Below are 18,023 nucleotides of genomic sequence, written 5' to 3' on the forward strand. Positions count from 1 at the left end.
TTTATGGCTGTTGGCGCTCAGCAGGGCGCGGATCGCCCGAGCGGAGCCGCATTTTATCAGGAAAGTGGCGCTCCCGAGTGGGGGCGCGACAAAGCGCTTGAGGTGCTCGGCTGTCGGGCGTGTCGGCGGCGGCTGATGTTGCTTGGCGAGTTGCCTATTGTTCGTATAAAAGCTCCTCAGGCCGCCGCCACGAGCGGCTCCGTGTGTCTCTGTAACCACTGTTCTTGAGCCTCTGACGCTATCGGTTGCGGGCGAACTTCCCTACAATGCGCGGCTTTTGCCGAGAAAGCTCCGCGTTATGAAGTCGCTGGCTGATCTGTTTGTTGTCGTACTGCTGTGCCTGTTTGTTTCTACCTCGTTTGCTGATGCGCCGACCAGTTTCTCTGCGGCCAAGGCGACCGCCAAGCGTGAGGTCTTTGTGGATGAGCGGGCGGTCAGGCAGGGCGATCTGTATTGCGGGTGTCGCTGGGATTGGGTCGGACGGTCCGGTGGCCGGGTTGATGCCAGCTCCTGTGGTTATGAGACGCGCGCCCAGCAGGCGCGGGCAGAGCGGATCGAGTGGGAGCATATCGTCCCTGCCTGGGTGTTTGGCCATCAGCGACAGTGCTGGCAAAACGGCGGGCGGCGCAATTGCGTGGTGAACGATCCGCTGTTCCGGGTGATGGAGGCAGATCTGTTCAACCTTTACCCGGCTGTGGGGGAGGTCAACGGTGATCGCAGCAACTTTCAGTATGCGATGATTGGTCGGGCGCCTGCGCAGTACGGCGCCTGCACCTCAAAAGTCGATTTTCAGCAACGGGTGGCCGAGCCTCGGGACGAAGTGAAGGGGCTGGTCGCGCGGGTTCACTTCTACATGTATGACCGCTACGGCTTGTCGATGTCTCGTCAGCAGCAACAGTTGCTGATGGCCTGGAGTCGTCAGTACCCGGTGACCGAGTGGGAACGGGAGTGGAGCAACCGCACGGCGCGGGTCATGGGTCACAATAACCCCTTTGTCACGGGCGAGCGGTCCTGGACGCCGGGGCACAGGACCGCCCGCGATGGTGTGGTGTCTCCAGTGCCTGTTGTCAGGCACGAGGCAGCCGCCGGCAGCCGCGGCGGTATCATCGGCAACCGCAACAGCAAGGTGTATCACTTGCCGTCAGGGTGCCCGAGCTATGACCAGGTCGCGGCGCGCAACCAGGTGCAGTTCGAAACCGAGGCGGCCGCAGTGGCTGCCGGGTTCAGGAAGGCCGGTAACTGCAGCGGTTGACGGCTTGATACCGGCCGCTGGGCGCAGCGCGGCTGGCTGGGTACACTTGCCTATCAAGACAGCCGTGGTGGGTGGCCGGCTGAATGCGCTCCAGGCTGACCTGTCGTGCTTTGCTCTCGCACCGGCATGGGATGTCGAGTCGCGCGATCTGGCGCATACCGCTTTGCATGCGCCATCGGCGCAAGCGCCTGAGTAGGGGCTGTGACTCATCAGGGAGAGCGTTCGATGTTCAGTTTTTTGCGACAACGGCTGATAGCTAATCGCCGCGAACCGGTGCCCATGCCGCCGGTGGATGAGCGTCGTCTGGCGCTTTGGCGAGCGCTGTCCGAGCTGTTTCTGGATACCGAGCCAGACGATGTCACCTTCGACTACATCGCCCGAGTAGTTCGGGAAAGCGGCTATCTGCCCATGCAGGTTAAACAGGTGCTTTGGGCCGAGCTGTTTCCAGTGCTTGCAGGCAATCTGCGCTCGGTTGCCGGGGAGTGGGCAGGCTGGTCGGATGACTGGTTGCTGGCCCACATCAAGCCGGTGACCGAGCTGGCGCCGCTTGGCGGCCGTGGTGGCGTGGCGCGGGAAATACGGCGCTGCTGGCAGGCCGTGGCAATGCGATTGCCGTCTGACTTCGAGTAGTATCACGGGCCATCGAGTGGTCATTGCAGGCCCAGAGGAGATTGGCGTGGACTTTCAGACTATCCCGATTGTGCGGATTTTCGATGAACAGAAAGCGAGGGATTTCTACCTCGGTTTTCTCGGCATGACGCTGGATTGGGAGCACCGTTTTGAACCGGGGTACCCGCTCTACATGCAGGTATCGAAAGGCTCGCTGGTACTGCACTTGAGCGAGCATTCGGGCGACTGCTCGCCGGGCAGCAAATTGTTCGTCAATGTCAGTGATGCGCGGGCGTTACTGGCGGAGCTGCAGACAAGACCTTACGCCTACTGCCGCCCCTCGCTGGAGTTGGCAGCCTGGGGCGACTATGGCTTTCAGGTGGTAGACCCTTTCTCCAACCGTATCTGGTTCAATCAGCCCGAATGATCGGCGCGCCAGGGCGCTGATCAACGGATCAGACGCTCTCGCGCCATTCGCGTGCCAGCACGGCAACCAGCTCCGCCGCCGGTAGCTGACGGGCCAGCGCGGCGCCCTGGCCGGCCCAATGCGCGGCAAAGGCGTGATTACCCTGTTGGCTGGCGGCGGCGTGCAGCTGTTTGGCGGCGTCGTAGGCGATGGGGTAGTCCGGCGGCACGGGCGTGTCGGCGCCATCACAGAACCGTATCAGCTCGTTGACGATACCGCGTGCCGGGCGGCCGGAGAACGCGCTGGTCAAGCGGGTGTTCCGGGCATGTTCGCTCGACAAGTTGGCGCGGTAGGCCGCTGGCGCGCAGGACTCCGGGCACAACACAAAGGCGGTGCCGAGCTGGGCTGCGACAGCGCCTTGGGCTAGGGCGCTAGCGACCTGCTGGCCATTCATGATGCCGCCGGCGGCGATAATGGGCAGCGTGATGTGTTGGCTTAGCAGCGCAAGCAGTGCCGAGGTGCCCAACTGCTCATCGTCTGCGCAGGAATCAAACATGCCTCGATGACCGCCGGCCTCGATCCCCTGAGCGACGATGGCGTCGATGCCTGCTTGCTCGATCAACTGCGCTTCGTGCAGGTTGGTTGCGGTCGCCAGCAGGCAGATACCGGCGTCTTGCAGTGCCTTGATGCGTTCTGCTGCAGGCAGGCCGAAGTGGAAGCTGACGACCGCCGGCCGCTGTTCGAGCAGCAACTCCAGCGTCTCGTCGTCCTCTACAAAACTGCGGTAGATCTCGCTTAGTGCTTCAGGGGGCTGCGCCCCGGCGCGGTGAAACAGGGGGGCAAGATGCTCCACCCAGGCAGCCTCCCGCGCGGCGTCGTGCACGGCAGGTGCGTGACAGAACAGGTTTACGTTGAATGGCCGAGAGGTCAGGGCGCGGGTTTGCGCCAGTGCGCTGCGGGCCTGCTGAGCGTTGCCGGCACCGATGGCGATGGAGCCCAGACCGCCGGCATTGGATACCGCTGCTGCCAGCTCCGGGGTGGATACGCCCGCCATCGGGGCTTGAATCAGAGGCAGCTCGATACCGAGGCGCTCCAGCAGGGGGGAGGTCGGGCGCATATTGTCTCCTGGCTGTTGATGTGTTCTGTTTTGGAGAATATTATTTAATAAATATTCTTTCAATGAGAATTAAATGGACAGCGAAACCCTGCGTATTTTTTCTGCCGTTGCCGCCGAACTGAGCATTACACGCGCAGCGGCGCGTTTGGGGCGTGCGCCCTCCAACGTCAGCACGCGGATTCAGCAGCTGGAGGGTGAGTTGGGCATCGAGCTGTTCAGCCGTGTTGGTAAGCGCATGTCGCTATCGGCCGCTGGCGAGCGCTTGGTCGAATATAGCGCCCGATTGCTGGCGCTGGAGGAGGAGGCGCGACATGTCGTCAGTGCTGGCGGGCACGCCGGCGGCTTGCGCATCGGCAGCATGGAAAGCACCGCGGCTGCGCGCTTGCCCGCGGTGTTGGCGAGCTATCATCGGCACTATCCGCAGACGCGCCTGCAGCTGCAGACGGGGCCGTCGCGGCCATTATTGGAAAAGGTGCGCAACGGTCAGCTGGACTGCGCCTTCGTTGCTCTGCCGGCGGACTTCGGTGGCCTGGACGGCCTGTCTGAGCTGGGGCTGCAAGGGTGTGCAGTATGGCGTGAACAGCTGTTGCTGGCGCTGCCGGCCGATGCGCTACCAGCGGAGGGCGTGGGTGCCATCGCGCTGCGTTCGCTGGCGGCGTTTCCTCAGGGGTGTACGTATCGCGGCATCGCCGAGCAATGGCTGGGCGTGCCGGGCTCGCTCGAGTGGCGGGTGCAGGAGATGAATTCCTATCACGCGATGATTGCCTGTGTGGCGGCAGGCACCTGTGTCTCGTTGTTGCCTGAGAGTGTGTTAATGCTCAGCCCGGCCCATCGCCAGCTGCAGACGCTGCCGGTGGTGCAGGCCGATACCCTGCTGGTCTGGCGACAGCACTACGCCACGCCCGCATTCGAGCGACTGCAGACGCTGTTGCCGGAGGCCCCTGATGCACCGGCAGTCTGACCTGCGCAGCGCGGCTGAGGCGGCGCTGATTCTGGTGATCGGTATGGGCTTTGGTCGCTTTGCCTTTACCGCGCTATACCCGCTGATGGTCGAGGAGGGCGTGCTGACGTTGCAGGGCGGCAGTCTGGCAGCCTCGGCCAATTACGCCGGCTATCTGCTCGGTGCGCTGCTGCTGATGTGGACGCGCAGTCATCGGGCGCACCTGCTGTGCGTCGTGGCCATGCTGGGGACATCGGCTTGCCTGGCGGCGCTGGCCGTGGTCACCGCGACCTGGGGCATCGTGGTTGTGCGGCTGCTGGCGGGTGTACTGAGCGCGGTGGCGATGGTGGCTGGCTCACTTTGGTTGTTTGAGCATCGCCGGCAGTTTGCCGGTGCGCCGTTACTGTATGCCGGGGTCGGTCTGGGGATTGCCGTGTCTGCCGAGCTGCTGGTGGTGGGTGGCGCGTTTGGCTTGCACAGTGCAGGCTTATGGCTGCTGCTGGGCGCTGTTTGCTTCGCTTTGAGTCTGCTGGCGTTGCCTGGTCTGCTGCTCGATCGGGCTGTGGTCGCTGCCGCCCCAGGTATGGCGTCAGGGCACAGCGCCGCGCCGGTCGCAGCCTGGCCCCTGGTGGTGCTCTACGGCTTGGCGGGGTTGGGCTACATCGTGACGGCAACCTATCTGCCGGTGCTGGTGCGCGACAGCTTTCCGGACCTGAACGCAGCCCATGTCTGGGCGGTTTTCGGGTTGGGTGCGGCACCATCCTGCTTTGTCTGGCACCGGGTCCATCAGCGGCTGGGGTCGCGCGCCGCACTGCGGGTAAATCTGCTGATTCAGGCCGTTGGCGTCGCGCTGCCAGCCATGTTGCCGACGACGACTGGCTTTTTGCTGAGCGCCTTGCTGGTCGGCGGCACCTTCATGGGCACGGTCACCATCGCCATGCCGGCCGCGCAGCAGGCGGCCCGTCACGCGAAGATCAACCTGATGGCCGTCATGACCCTGGCCTACGGGGTGGGCCAGATTGCTGGCCCCTTGATGGCCGACCGGCTGCACACTCTTTTTCTCAGCTTTAACGGCGCCTTGCTGGCTGCGGCTGCGGCGCTGATCCTGGCCGCACTGCTGACGTTACGCCTGTGACGGCGTGACGAGCCCGCCCGCGCGCTCCTGCACGGGATCGCGCGGCGATGCCGCGATAGACAGGCTACTTGGGGAACAGCGCGGTAACGATCAGTCGCGCGCCAAGGCCTTGCGGTCCGTTATCTGTGCTGTCCACCCAGTAGCGCAGGCCGCCACCGATACTGAACAGTTGCCCGCCGATGGGCACCACCTTGGATATCATGGCGTTGAGCGGCACCGCGCTGTCGTGATTTTCCCAGTCGTGGGTGGTTTCGCTGTTCAGGGTGTAGGTGACCGCCGAGGGTGTGGTGTAGCTGGCGAAGGGCTGGATAAAGGTGCTGCTGATGTCGGCGCGATGACCGGCGTCGGCCACATCGACCAGATGATTGAACAGCAGTCCTACCGTCCACGGGCCGCTTTGGCGCAGGGCAACGCCGGTTGGACCTGCAGCCCAGGTGTCGGCAGTCAGCTCGTCCTCCGAGCCGGTAGGCAGCAGCATGGCCGGTCCGGCGCCCCAGATCCAGCCGCCGGCTGTAGGTTCCTTGGGTGAAAAGAACAGGCTCTGCACGGTGTCGCCGGTGCCGGTCTGGCTGCCTGCCCCGGGGAATACATCGCTTTGATGTGTTACCGGCAGGATGGTGCGCGAAATCAGATTCCAGTCTTCGCTGATCGAAATAGGAATGACCGGCTGAATATTCAGTGTGTGCCGTTCACCGTCGTTGTCTGGCCCGATGTGGTGATCGTAGTTGTACTGAAACGGCACACTGATCAGCGCCGCGACCGGGTTGCTGAGCGACTTCGCCAGATCCGCCGCAGCGGCGTCTGCCTGCGCGTTGGACGCCATGGCGGCGGCTATCAAGGCGGTGGTGCTGCGCGTAATGGTGTTGAACACGCCGGCGTCTCCCTGGAAGCGTTGAGGTTTGTCACTTCAGCGTAGACGGTTTGTCGGCGATGTCCGCATCGGTATAGGCAATGGCGTGAGAGAATTGGCCATTCAGCACATTGATAGCGCTGCGATCATGTCACGCCTAGTGGTTTCGGACTGGGTCGTGATCGGTGAGACTGCCTGAAATGCCTGATCCAGAGGCGTTTCCCTTGCCCCAGGCAAGACCGAATAACAAGAGAGGTCAGCTCATGCAACAGCCACAACAGGCGAAGAACGCCTGGCGGGTACTCTTCCTGCTGTTCCTGGCGAACATGTTCAACTTTTTCGATCGGACGATCCCTGCCATCATTATCGAGCCGCTGCGCATGGAATGGGATCTCAGCGACTTTCAGCTGGGCCTGGGTGGCACGGCCTTCACGGTCGTGTACGCGCTGGCCGGTATTCAGCTGGGGCGTATGGCAGACGTTGGCTCGCGCCGCAAGATCATGGGCTGGGGGCTGGCGGTCTGGAGTGGCTTTACCGCGCTGACCGGTGCTGCCTGGAACTTCTGGAGCTTCCTGATCATTCGCATGGGCGTGGGGGTCGGTGAAGCCAGCTACGCTCCCGCTGCCAACTCCCTGATCGGCGATCTGTTCCCGGCGCACAAGCGCGCCCGGGCAATGGGTATTTTCATGCTCGGCTTGCCCCTCGGTCTGCTCTTGGCCTTCTTTACGGTTGGTGCCATGGTCGAGGCCTTTGACAGCTGGCGCGCGCCCTTCTATATCGCGGCGATACCAGGGCTGCTGCTCGCGGTGTTCGTCTTCATGATCAAGGAGCCCGCACGCGGCGCCGCTGAGGTGGTCAGGACCAGCGCTGCGCCGGTCGACAAGCCCATGCGCAAGATCTTTGCAGTGCGTACCTTCTGGTGGCTGACGCTGGCGGGGCTGGCGTACAATTTCGCGTCCTATGCCTGTAATTCATTCATGGTGCCGATGCTGCAGCGTTACTTCCATCTGTCTCTGCAGGAGGCTGCTGTCTCTACCGGCGTCATCGTTGGTGTTACCGGCCTGGTTGGTCTGACAACGGGCGGCTGGATTGCGGACAAGGTGCACCAGCGCTGGGCGACCGGGCGACTTATGTTTGGCGCAATCAGCATGCTGATCGCTGCGCTGGCGACGGGTTATGCACTGCTGCAGGAGGAGATCGAGATCAGTCTGTTCATCGCGGTGTTCTCGATTGGCTGGCTGTTCTCCTACAACTACTTCACCAGTGTGTATACCGCAATTCAGGATGTCATTGAGCCGCGTCTGCGTGGCACGGCTGTCGCACTGTTCTTCGCGTGCCTGTATCTGCTGGGCGGCGGCATGGGGCCGGTGGTGGTGGGCTTGCTGTCGGATCAGTTTGCCGAGGCGGCGCGGGTGGCTGCAGGTGCTGCTGAGATGAACGAAGTGTTCAAGGCGCAAGGTCTGCATGATGCAATGATCTCCATCCCGGTTGCGCTGCTGGCGGCTATGGCAGCTCTACTGATGGGCGCGCGCTACTTTGTTGCCGACTCCAAGAACATGGAAGCGGCGATGGCTGCCGATGAGCCTGAAGAGGCGTCGGGCCAAGCGCCTGCGACGGCGTGAGCTGATCACTGAGTGACAAAAAAACCGGCACCGGCCGGTTTCTTTGTACATGTTGCCGGCAGACCGCTGCCGGAGATTCTCAGGGCGCTGGGCGTCGGGGCAACGAAGGTGGACTGAGCAGGGGCTAGGTCGTGCTCAGGTAGGGCAGGCAGGTTGCAGGGTATTCAGCAGATTGCCGACCTTGGTCAAGGTTTCCTGATACTCCAGCTCCATGATCGAGTCAGCGACGATGCCGCCGCCGCCCCAGCAGTGAATCCGGTCGGCATGGCAGACCAGGCTGCGAATGGCAATATTGAAGTCCATCTGACCTTCACAGCCCAGATAGCCGACGCTACCGCAATACAGACTGCGGCGTACCGGCTCCAGCTCCTCGATGATCTGCATGGCGCGGATCTTTGGCGCGCCGGTGATGGAGCCGCCCGGGAAGGCGCGCATCAGCAGATCAATGGCATCGCAGTCGTCGCGCAGCTGGCCGGTGATGCTGCTGACCAGGTGGTGCACGTTGGGATAGCTTTCCAGGCTGAACAGCTCCGGCACGCGGATGCTGCCGGGTTTGCAGCTACGGCCAAGATCGTTGCGTAGCAGGTCAACGATCATCAGGTTTTCGGCCCGATCCTTGGCGCATCCCTGCAGCTCGTTGGCCAGCGCCCGGTCGCTTGCCTGGTCTGCGCCGCGCGGACGGGTGCCCTTGATCGGGCGGGTTTCTACCCGGCCATCCTGCACCTGAATAAAGCGCTCGGGCGACAGGCTGAGCAGGGCGCCCTGTGCGGTTTCTAGGTAGGCCGCGAAGGGGGTCGGGCTGCGTTGTCGCAAGGTGGCATAGGCGGCCAGCGGGTCGCCGCTGTAACGGCTGCTGAAGCGCTGCGCCAGGTTTATCTGGTAGCAGTCACCAGCGTGGATGTACTGCTGGATACGATCAAAGGCTGCCGCATAAGCGGCTTTGTCCTGATCCGCCTGGAAGGGCGCCAGCAGCTGGAACCTACCCAGCGTCGCTGCTGGTTGCTGCAGTCGGTTCAGCAGGGCTTGCCGGCGTGAGCTCGGCACACTCGGATGACATACCAGCCAGCTGCGCTGCTGCTGGTGGTCGCTGACCACCGCCCAGTCGTACAGCCCGAAAGCGAGAGCGGGCAGCGCGATGTCGTCGCAGGCCAGGCTGGGCAGGGCCTCAAGCTGGCGACCGTAGTCATAGGCCAGGTAGCCCAGCAGACCGGCGCCAAAGGGCAGGGCGGTGTCGCTGGGCCAGGCTGCCGGGCCAAGCCGTTGCAGCGCCTCGCGCAACAGACGGGCGGTCTGCTTGGCAGGTTGCTGGTCGCTGATCTGTAGCAGCGGGCCGGCGCTCAGCAGACTGTAGCGGCCAAGCTGGTAGCGCGGGTCAGCGGAATCGAGCAGGACGGTGGCGCCGAGGCTGCGCACGGCGTTCAGCCGTGGCAGTGGGTCTGCCTGGTAAACCAGCTCGTGGAGCTGGTATTCAGGCATGGTAGGACTCGTCGATCATGCGTTGCTGGCGTTGGCTTCGTCACTCGACAGCGGTGCATCCGGCAGCTTGGCGAAGTGTTTTTGGGAAAAGGCCACGCGCTCTTCGGCGCTTTCCTCGCGACCGTCCTTCTTCAGCTGGGCCAGGTGTCGCTCGACCATATGGCAGCGGGTGGTCAAGCCGGCATCGTTGGCGATCTGGATGTTCAGGCCCGGACGGGCGTTGAGCTCCAGAATCAGTGGGCCCTGATCCTGGTCAAGCACCAGATCCACACCGATATAGCCTAGGCCCGATAGCTCGTAGCAAGAGGCGGCCAGATGCATGAACCCGTTCCAGTCCGGCAGCTGCACGCCATCGACCGGGTTGGTGGTGTCCGGGTGCTTGCTGATGATCTTGTTCAGCCATGTGCCCTTGAGGGTGATGCCGGTGGCCAGGTCGACGCCGACGCCGATGGCGCCCTGGTGCAGGTTGGCCTTGCCGCCGGACTGGCGGGTGGGCAAACGCAGCATCGCCATCACCGGGTAGCCCATCAGGCAGATGATGCGGATGTCCGGCACGCCTTCGTAGCTGATGCTTTTGAAGATCTGGTCCGGGGTCACGCGGTACTCGATCAGCACGCGATCACGGTGGCCGCCCAATGAGTACAGACCGGACAGGATGCTGGAAATGTGATGGCCGATCTCGTCGCGGCTGATAATCTTGCCGCCGACGGTTTTGTACATCCCCTCAAAGCGGTCGGCGATGACGATAATGCCGTCACCGCCGGCGCCCTGGGCCGGTTTGATTACAAAGTCGCGGTGCTCGGCGACAATGCTGTCGAACTTGTCGAAGTCCTTTTCCGTATCGATGATGCCGTACAGCTGCGGCACATGGATACCGGCGGCGATGGCGCGCTCCTTGGTCAGGATCTTGTCGTCTACCACCGGATACAGGTGCCGCTTGTTGTACTTGAGCACGTAGTCCGCGTTGCGGCGGTTGATGCCCATGACGCCGGCCTCGGACAGCGCCTTCCAGGTTTTCCAGAACATGCGGCCTCCTCAGCTCTTGGTCAGCGCCTTGAAGCGCATCAGCTCGGTGAGACGGTAGCCGCGGTAACGCCCCATCGCCAGCATGAAGGCCACCAGAATCAGCAGCACGGCCGGGAAGGTGAACACGAAGTAGGTCAGTTCCGGAATGGTCATCAGCAGGTGTGCCAGGGTGGCGGCAACCAGCGTGCCCAGAGCGGTTTTCAGCGATTGCGCGCCGCCGCGTTCTTCCCAGGTAATCGACAGACGCTCGATGGTCATGGTCAGAATCACCATCGGGAACAGCGATACCGACAAGGCTTTCTCCAGGCCCAGTTTGTGGCTGAACAGGCTGATGGCGGCGATCACCAAGACAACAAAGGTCAGCACGATGGACAGGCGTGGCAGCATCTGCAGCTTGAGGTGTTCAAGGTAGGAGCGCAGCGACAAACCGAGGGCGGTGATCACGGTGAACAGGGCGATACCCCAGCCCAGTTCGGTCTCGCGGAAGGCCAGGGCGATCAGCACCGGCGTAAAGGTACCGAGTGTCTGCATGCCGATCAGGTTACGCAGAATCAGAATGACCAGCACCCCGACCGGGATCATGATCATCACCTGATACACGCGCTGCGCCTGCAGCGGCAGGCCATACAGGGAGTATTCCAGTAGCGCAGAGGCACTGTTCTGGGTGGTCAGCTTGGCCAGACGCAGGGCGTTCATTTCGCTGTTGCTGACGGTCAGCGTCACGCTGGCCTGACGGCCGCCTTCCAGCGCCAGCATCGGGTTGCTGCCGGTCCACCAGACCAGGCGGTTGTCCGGGATGCCCTGTTGGCCAGTCTCCGGGTGGAAATACAGCCAGCGTTCGCCGTTGTAGCTGCGTAGCCAGAGCTCGGGGGATTGCGCCTCGGTATTCTCCAGGCGAATGGTGTGTACCAGCTCCAGCGGAATACGTGCGTTGGACAGCAGCAGCTCGATCACTCGTGCCTTGTCCATGGCGCTGGTGCCGCCGGCCAGCAGTAGCTTGACGTTGTCGTCGGTGATGTCGTTCACCCGGCGAATGGTCTCGCTGATAAAGGTTTCGATATCGGCCGAGTGCTGGCGGATCGGGTTGATCAGCGCGTCAGCGGCAACCTGCTCCGGGCCTTCCAGCTGTACCGGTTGCGGTGCTGGTGGCGGCGGCGCCTTGGCCTGCTCTTCGCTGTAACGCTGGGTCAGTACCAGACGGTAGTAGAGCGTCTGGGTGCCGCTGGCGCGGCGTGAAGACCAGGTCACCCGACGGTTGCCGCCCTGGTTGTTGATATTCACGCCGTAGTTGTTGGAGATAAAGCTCTCATTCAGGCTGACGTAATCCTGATTGAGCGGCGGAATGAAAAACTGCGCCTTGATCGGGGTACCGGGCACTGCACGAAACTCGACCTTGGCATCCAGGCTCCAGATGTCATCGGTTTCGTCTTCGGTTACGGGTATATCGAGGAAGTAAATCTGGTAGCCGGTAATAAGAACGCCAAGGCTGACCAGTACGGCGATCAGGATCTTCAGGTGCAGATTTATTGATTGCATAGTTATCTCAACAACTGTTGTAGGTCCGCCTGACCTTTTACCGTCCTGGCAGGCGCAGCGAGCTGGCCGCATCTTAGCATGCGCACAGGGCGCCTCGTAGAGGTTGCGTACAGCATTTAGGAAGCACTGGTCAATTCCACACACCCTCTGCGAGTGTTCAAGCATGCAGATGCAAGGCGCGCTGTGCGGCCAATAGTAGTTCTATTGGCAAGCGGCGCAACGCCGCAGATGCATGCTTGAACGCTCGCCCTACGGGGCGATCAGGCTGGGCTGCACTCTGCGTTGTGATTTCTCGACAGGTCCCGACATGCCTTCGAAACCACTCCTTGATTGCAGCCCAGCCTGAACGCCAGAGGGCATGCGGAATTAACCAGTGCTTCCTTTAGCCCTCCGGCAGACAGTCTGTCGCGGGTCCGGTTCCCCACCGGGTGCGAGCTTGCGCGCTGTGCGGGGTTCTTTTTGAGCATAGTTCAACCTATGCGACTTATGGATTGTTGACAATGTTGTGGGGCGTGGCGCAGAATTTTGCTGTTTTCTGGGCTCTGCTGTTGAGGATTGTAGACAATTGATGGAAGCAACTCTGGATGGGCCAACGCAAACCCTGTCTGACGGCGCCTTCGAGCGTATTCAGGCCGCCATCGTCAAAGGCGAGATCGCGCCGGGCACACGTATCAGTGAGCAATACCTGTCGACCACCTTCGGCATTGGTCGCGGCCCGCTGCGCGAGGCGATTCGCCGACTTGAAGGCCGTCGCCTGGTGGTGCGCATTCCTCACGCCGGGGTGCGGGTGGTGTCGCTCGACTACGCTGAATTGATCGAGCTGTATCACGTTCGTGAAGCGTTGGAAGGCATGGCCTGTCGCTTGGCTGCGCAGAACATGACGGAAGACGAGATCGCTGCATTGCGCGATGTGCTTGCCATGCACGAGCAGCACAGTGGGCTGAAGGCCAACAAGTCCTACTATCAGCAGGAAGGCGATCTGGATATCCACTATCTGATCGTGCAGGGCAGTAAGAACCGTACCCTGAGTCACATGCTCTGCGATGAGCTCTATCAGCTGGTACGCATGTACCGCTACCGCTTCTCGACTACCCCCAAACGGCCGAAGCAGGCCTTTGCCGAACACCACAACATTATTCAGGCCATTGCCGATCGCGATGGCGAGCTGGCGGAAATGCTGATGCGCCGTCATATCAGCGCATCACGCCGCAATATCGAGCGTCGACTGCAGGAGCAGGGCGATGCCGTCACTTCCCAAGGAGGAACAGTCTGATGTCGAACACCCCGGGTAAACGTTTCCGCGAAGCACTGGCAGCCGAAAGTCCGCTGCAGGTTATTGGTGCCATCAACGCCAACCACGCGCTGCTGGCCAAGCGTGCCGGCTTCCAGGCTATCTACCTGTCTGGTGGTGGTGTGGCTGCCGGCTCGCTGGGTCTGCCGGATCTGGGTATCAATACCCTGGAAGACGTGCTGATCGACGTGCGTCGCATCACCGATGTCTGCGACTTGCCGCTGATGGTCGACATCGACACCGGCTTTGGCCCGAGCGCGTTCAATATCGAACGTACCGTCAAGAGTCTGATCAAGGCCGGCGCTGCGGCTGCCCACATCGAAGACCAGGTTGGCGCCAAGCGCTGCGGTCACCGCCCAGGCAAGGAAATTGTCTCCACCGAAGAGATGGCTGATCGGGTACGCGCGGCCGCCGATGCCAAGACCGATCCGGATTTCTTCCTGATTGCCCGCACCGACGCCATTCAGGCCGAAGGCGTGGATGCGGCGATCGAACGCTGCAAGGCCTACGTTGAGGCTGGGGCCGACGGCATCTTCGCCGAAGCTGCCTACGATCTGCCGACCTACGAGCGCTTCGTCAAAGAGCTGAACGTGCCGATCCTGGCCAATATCACCGAGTTCGGTGCCACGCCGCTGTTCACCCGTGAAGAGCTGGCCTCGGTTGGCGTTGCTATTCAGTTGTATCCGCTGTCTGCCTTCCGCGCTGCCAACAAGGCCGCCGAGAACGTGTACAACGCGATCCGCACCGAAGGTCATCAGCAGAGCGTCGTTGACACCATGCAGACCCGTGCCGAGCTCTACGATCGCATCGGCTATCACGCGTTCGAGCAGAAGCTCGACGCCCTGTTCGCCGCCGGCAAAAAGTAAGTATTGGCACTGGCCCCGCGGGACGGGGCCGGCATTCATCTATAAAAACGATCCGTGAGGAGATCAACGCCATGACGTCCAACACCGAGACCCCGACGTTCAAGCCGAAGAAGTCCGTTGCCCTGAGCGGCACGGCTGCCGGCAACACCGCACTGTGCACCGTCGGCCGCAGCGGTAACGATCTGCACTACCGTGGCTACGACATCCTGGATGTCGCTACCACCTGCGAATTCGAAGAAATCGCCCACCTGCTGGTGCACGGCAAGCTGCCGACCATCGCCGAGCTGACCGGCTACAAGGCCAAGCTGAAAGCCCTGCGCGGCCTGCCCGCTGCCGTGAAAGCTGCCCTTGAACAGTTGCCGCCGTCTGCCCACCCGATGGACGTGATGCGTACCGGTGTCTCCGTTCTGGGTTGCGTGTCCCCCGAGAAGGACGATCACAACCACCCGGGTGCCCGTGATATTGCCGACAAGCTGATGGCTTCTTTTGGCTCCATGCTGCTGTACTGGTACCACTTCAGCCACAACGGCAAGCGCATTGACGTCGAGACCGACGACGACTCCATCGGCGGCCACTTCCTGCACCTGCTGCACGGCGAGAAGCCGCGTGAGTCCTGGGTTCGTGCCATGCATACCAGCCTCAACCTGTACGCCGAGCACGAGTTCAACGCATCGACCTTCACCAGCCGCGTGATCGCCGGTACCGGCTCCGACATGCATTCGTGCATCGCTGGTGCGATTGGCGCCCTGCGTGGTCCCAAGCACGGTGGCGCCAACGAAGTCGCCTTCGAGATCCAGAAACGCTATGACAACCCGGAAGAAGCAGAAGCCGACATCCGCGCTCGCGTCGAGAAGAAAGAAGTGGTCATCGGCTTTGGTCACCCGGTTTACACCGTCTCCGACCCGCGCAACAAGGTGATCAAGGATGTGGCTCGCGAGTTGTCCGCCGAGCAGAGCAACACCAAGATGTATGACATCGCCGAGCGTCTGGAAAGCGTGATGTGGGAAATCAAGAAGATGTTCCCCAATCTCGACTGGTTCAGCGCCGTGAGCTACCACATGATGGGCGTGCCCACCGCGATGTTTACGCCGCTGTTCGTGATTGCCCGTACCGCCGGCTGGTCCAGCCACGTGATCGAGCAACGCATCGACGGCAAGATCATTCGTCCGAGCGCCAACTACGTTGGGCCGGAAGATGTGCCGTTTGTCGCGCTCAAGGATCGTAAATAACAATGACTACTACCGTGAATAGCCAATACCGTGAGCGCCTGGCCGGTACCGATCTGGATTACTTCAACGCCCCGGCGGCGGTGAATGCGATTCAGCCCGGTGCCTGGGCCAAGCTGCCCTATACCTCCCGGGTGCTCGCGGAGCAACTGGTGCGCTGCTGTGATCCGGCTGATCTGACTGCATCGCTGGAGCAGCTGATCTACCGCAAGCGCGATCTGGACTTCCCCTGGTATCCGGCCCGTGTGGTCTGTCACGACATTCTCGGTCAAACCGCACTGGTCGATCTGGCTGGCCTGCGTGACGCCATCGCCGAGAAGGGTGGTGATCCGGCCAAGGTCAACCCGGTGGTGCCGACGCAGCTGATTGTTGACCACTCGCTGGCGGTAGAAGCCGCGGGCTTCGATCCGGATGCGTTCGAAAAGAACCGCGCCATCGAAGACCGTCGCAACGAAGACCGCTTCCACTTTATCGAGTGGACCAAGACCGCATTCAAGAACGTCGACGTGATTCCGGCCGGCAACGGCATCATGCACCAGATCAACCTGGAGAAGATGAGCCCGGTGATTCAGGCGCGTGGCGGCCTGGCGTTCCCCGATACCTGCGTCGGTACCGACTCGCATACCCCGCACGTTGATGCCCTGGGCGTTATCGCTGTTGGCGTCGGCGGCCTGGAAGCCGAGACCGTGATGCTGGGTCATCCGTCGATGATGCGCCTGCCCGACATCGTCGGTGTCGAGCTGACCGGCAAGCGTCAGCCCGGCATCACCGCGACCGACATCGTTCTGGCGATCACCGAGTTCCTGCGTCAGGAGCGGGTGGTGGGTGCCTACGTCGAGTTCTTTGGCGAAGGTGCAGACAGCCTGACCATCGGTGATCGCGCCACGATCTCCAACATGTGCCCCGAGTACGGTGCCACGGCCTCGATGTTCTACATCGACGGCCAGACCATCGATTACCTCAAACTCACCGGTCGCGAGCCCGAGCAGGTGGCGCTGGTCGAGACCTACGCCAAGGAGCTGGGGCTGTGGAGCGATGCGCTGAAAACCGCCGAGTACGAGCGCGTGCTGCGTTTCGATCTGGGCAGCGTCGTGCGCAACATGGCTGGCCCGTCCAACCCGCACCGCCGTCTGCCGACCTCGGCGCTGGCCGAGCGCGGTATCTCCGACGAGGCCAAGTGGGAGGCGGGTAAAGAGGAAGAGGCTCATGGCCTGATGCCCGATGGCGCTGTGATCATCGCCGCCATTACCAGCTGCACCAACACCTCCAACCCGCGCAACGTGGTAGCGGCCGGTCTGCTGGCCAAGAAAGCCAATGACCTGGGGCTGGTACGCAAGCCATGGGTAAAATCCTCGTTTGCGCCCGGTTCCAAGGTGGCCAGGCTGTATCTGGAAGAGGCGGGTCTGTTGCCGGAGCTGGAAAAACTGGGCTTCGGTATCGTTGCCTACGCCTGCACCACCTGTAACGGCATGTCCGGCGCGCTGGATCCAAAGATTCAGCAGGAAATCATCGACCGCGATCTGTACGCCACGGCTGTGCTGTCCGGTAACCGCAACTTCGACGGTCGTATCCACCCGTACGCCAAACAGGCGTTCCTGGCGTCGCCGCCGCTGGTGGTGGCCTATGCGATTGCCGGTACTGTGCGCTTTGACATCGAGCAGGACGTGCTGGGCACCGACAAGGATGGCAATCCGGTCACCCTGAAAGACCTGTGGCCGAGCGACGAAGAGATCGACGCCATCGTCGCCTCCAGCGTCAAGCCGGAGCAGTTCCGTCAGGTCTACATTCCGATGTTCGATCTGGGCAACGTGCAGGAGGCTGAAAGCCCCTTGTATGACTGGCGTCCGATGTCCACCTACATCCGTCGTCCGCCGTACTGGGAAGGCGCACTGGCGCGCAAGCCGGCGCTCAAGGGCATGCGTCCGCTGGCGATCCTGCCGGACAACATCACCACCGACCACCTGTCGCCGTCCAATGCGATCCTGATGGATAGCGCGGCGGGTGAATATCTGCACAAGATGGGCCTGCCGGAGGAGGACTTCAACTCCTACGCCACCCACCGCGGCGATCACCTGACCGCACAGCGCGCCACCCTGGCGAACCCCAAGCTGTTCAACGAGATGGTGCTGAACGAAGACGGCAGCGTGCGTCAGGGCTCATTGGCCCGGGTCGAGCCGGAAGGCAAGGTCATGCGCATGTGGGAGGCTATTGAGGCCTACATGGAGCGCAAGCAACCGCTGATCATCGTTGCCGGTGCCGATTATGGTCAGGGTTCGTCCCGTGACTGGGCGGCCAAGGGCGTGCGTCTGGCGGGTGTTGAAGTGATCGTGGCAGAAGGCTTCGAGCGCATTCACCGTACCAACCTGGTGGGCATGGGCGTGCTGCCGGTCGAGTTCAAGCCGGGCACCACGCGCCTGACGCTGGCGCTGGACGGCACCGAGACCTATGACATCAAGGGTGAGGTGTCGCCGCGCTGCGATCTGACGCTGGTGATCAATCGCCGCAATGGTGAGGTGGTAGAGGTGCCGGTGACCTGCCGTCTGGATACCGCTGCCGATGTCAGTGTGTACAAGGCGGGCGGGGTGCTGCAGCGCTTCGCCAAGGACTTCCTTGAGTCAGAACAAGGTTGATCCAGAACCGGGGCGCTTGCGCCCCGGTGTTCTTTTCAGGA

At 62.1% G+C, this 18,023-nt stretch carries 15 protein-coding genes; 10 read left to right on the forward strand and 5 right to left on the reverse strand.

The genetic code is table 11. The annotated features are described in order from the left end of the window. The first annotated feature begins 298 nt into the window (after positions 1-298). The 3 genes from ASB58_RS05880 (at position 299) to ASB58_RS05890 (ending at position 2,288) form a co-directional block, all read left to right on the forward strand. Entirely contained in the window at positions 299-1,252 is a 954-nt protein-coding gene (locus tag ASB58_RS05880; protein ID WP_118129654.1) for an endonuclease, read from the forward strand. A gap of 225 nt (positions 1,253-1,477) precedes the next feature. Next, complete coding sequence (locus ASB58_RS05885) at positions 1,478-1,882, forward strand: DUF7079 family protein (protein WP_328587540.1); 405 nt, start codon at positions 1,478-1,480, stop codon at positions 1,880-1,882. 46 nt (positions 1,883-1,928) lie between these two features. Next, positions 1,929-2,288 carry a glyoxalase superfamily protein gene (locus ASB58_RS05890; protein ID WP_096006419.1) on the forward strand — a complete coding sequence of 120 codons (360 nt, stop codon included), beginning with the start codon at positions 1,929-1,931 and terminating at the stop codon, positions 2,286-2,288. Positions 2,289-2,316: 28 nt separating this feature from the next. Here ASB58_RS05890 and ASB58_RS05895 read toward each other — a convergent pair whose 3' ends face one another. Further along, positions 2,317-3,384, reverse strand: a complete 1,068-nt coding sequence (locus ASB58_RS05895) for an NAD(P)H-dependent flavin oxidoreductase (protein WP_118129655.1) — start codon at positions 3,382-3,384, stop codon at positions 2,317-2,319. A 73-nt stretch (positions 3,385-3,457) separates the two neighbouring features. On the opposite strand from ASB58_RS05895, the gene ASB58_RS05900 reads away from it, so the two are divergent. Both ASB58_RS05900 and ASB58_RS05905 read left to right on the forward strand, forming a co-directional pair. Then, positions 3,458-4,345 (forward strand): LysR substrate-binding domain-containing protein, encoded by an 888-nt coding sequence (locus ASB58_RS05900; RefSeq protein WP_118129656.1) that lies wholly within the window; start codon positions 3,458-3,460, stop codon positions 4,343-4,345. Continuing rightward, positions 4,329-5,459 carry a YbfB/YjiJ family MFS transporter gene (locus ASB58_RS05905; RefSeq protein ID WP_118129657.1) on the forward strand — a complete coding sequence of 377 codons (1,131 nt, stop codon included), beginning with the start codon at positions 4,329-4,331 and terminating at the stop codon, positions 5,457-5,459. Before ASB58_RS05900 ends, ASB58_RS05905 begins: the two co-directional genes overlap by 17 nt. Before the next feature lie 64 nt (positions 5,460-5,523). Here the strand turns inward: ASB58_RS05905 and ASB58_RS05910 are convergent, their stop codons facing one another. Then, positions 5,524-6,330 carry a transporter gene (locus ASB58_RS05910; RefSeq protein ID WP_235827227.1) on the reverse strand — a complete coding sequence of 269 codons (807 nt, stop codon included), beginning with the start codon at positions 6,328-6,330 and terminating at the stop codon, positions 5,524-5,526. Between the two features lie 242 nt (positions 6,331-6,572). Between ASB58_RS05910 and ASB58_RS05915 the strand changes: the two genes are divergently transcribed. Then, positions 6,573-7,931 (forward strand): spinster family MFS transporter, encoded by a 1,359-nt coding sequence (locus ASB58_RS05915; protein ID WP_118129658.1) that lies wholly within the window; start codon positions 6,573-6,575, stop codon positions 7,929-7,931. Between the two features lie 135 nt (positions 7,932-8,066). Here the strand turns inward: ASB58_RS05915 and pabB are convergent, their stop codons facing one another. From pabB to rloB, 3 genes are read right to left on the reverse strand one after another with little or no spacing between them, the layout of a single operon-like run. Continuing rightward, entirely contained in the window at positions 8,067-9,407 is a 1,341-nt protein-coding gene (pabB, locus tag ASB58_RS05920) for an aminodeoxychorismate synthase component I (RefSeq protein WP_118129659.1), read from the reverse strand. Between the two features lie 15 nt (positions 9,408-9,422). Further along, positions 9,423-10,433: an alpha-L-glutamate ligase-like protein gene (locus ASB58_RS05925; protein ID WP_118129660.1), complete on the reverse strand. Its 1,011-nt coding sequence runs from the start codon at positions 10,431-10,433 to the stop codon at positions 9,423-9,425. 9 nt (positions 10,434-10,442) lie between these two features. Further along, positions 10,443-11,969, reverse strand: coding sequence for an osmotic stress tolerance membrane protein RloB (rloB, locus tag ASB58_RS05930; protein WP_096006426.1), 1,527 nt, complete (start codon positions 11,967-11,969; stop codon positions 10,443-10,445). A 568-nt stretch (positions 11,970-12,537) separates the two neighbouring features. On the opposite strand from rloB, the gene ASB58_RS05935 reads away from it, so the two are divergent. The 4 genes from ASB58_RS05935 (at position 12,538) to acnD (ending at position 17,982) form a co-directional block, all read left to right on the forward strand. After that, positions 12,538-13,242 (forward strand): GntR family transcriptional regulator, encoded by a 705-nt coding sequence (locus ASB58_RS05935; protein ID WP_090475132.1) that lies wholly within the window; start codon positions 12,538-12,540, stop codon positions 13,240-13,242. Next, positions 13,242-14,126, forward strand: a complete 885-nt coding sequence (gene prpB / locus ASB58_RS05940) for a methylisocitrate lyase (RefSeq protein WP_118129661.1) — start codon at positions 13,242-13,244, stop codon at positions 14,124-14,126. The genes ASB58_RS05935 and prpB overlap by 1 nt, the downstream gene beginning before the upstream one ends. Before the next feature lie 71 nt (positions 14,127-14,197). Continuing rightward, positions 14,198-15,355 carry a bifunctional 2-methylcitrate synthase/citrate synthase gene (gene prpC, locus ASB58_RS05945; RefSeq protein ID WP_118129662.1) on the forward strand — a complete coding sequence of 386 codons (1,158 nt, stop codon included), beginning with the start codon at positions 14,198-14,200 and terminating at the stop codon, positions 15,353-15,355. A 2-nt stretch (positions 15,356-15,357) separates the two neighbouring features. Continuing rightward, positions 15,358-17,982 (forward strand): Fe/S-dependent 2-methylisocitrate dehydratase AcnD, encoded by a 2,625-nt coding sequence (gene acnD / locus ASB58_RS05950; RefSeq protein ID WP_118129663.1) that lies wholly within the window; start codon positions 15,358-15,360, stop codon positions 17,980-17,982. The last annotated feature ends 41 nt before the right edge of the window (positions 17,983-18,023 follow it).

It is taken from the genome of Pseudomonas abyssi (assembly GCF_003444685.1).
GTDB classification, from domain to species: domain Bacteria; phylum Pseudomonadota; class Gammaproteobacteria; order Pseudomonadales; family Pseudomonadaceae; genus Halopseudomonas; species Halopseudomonas abyssi.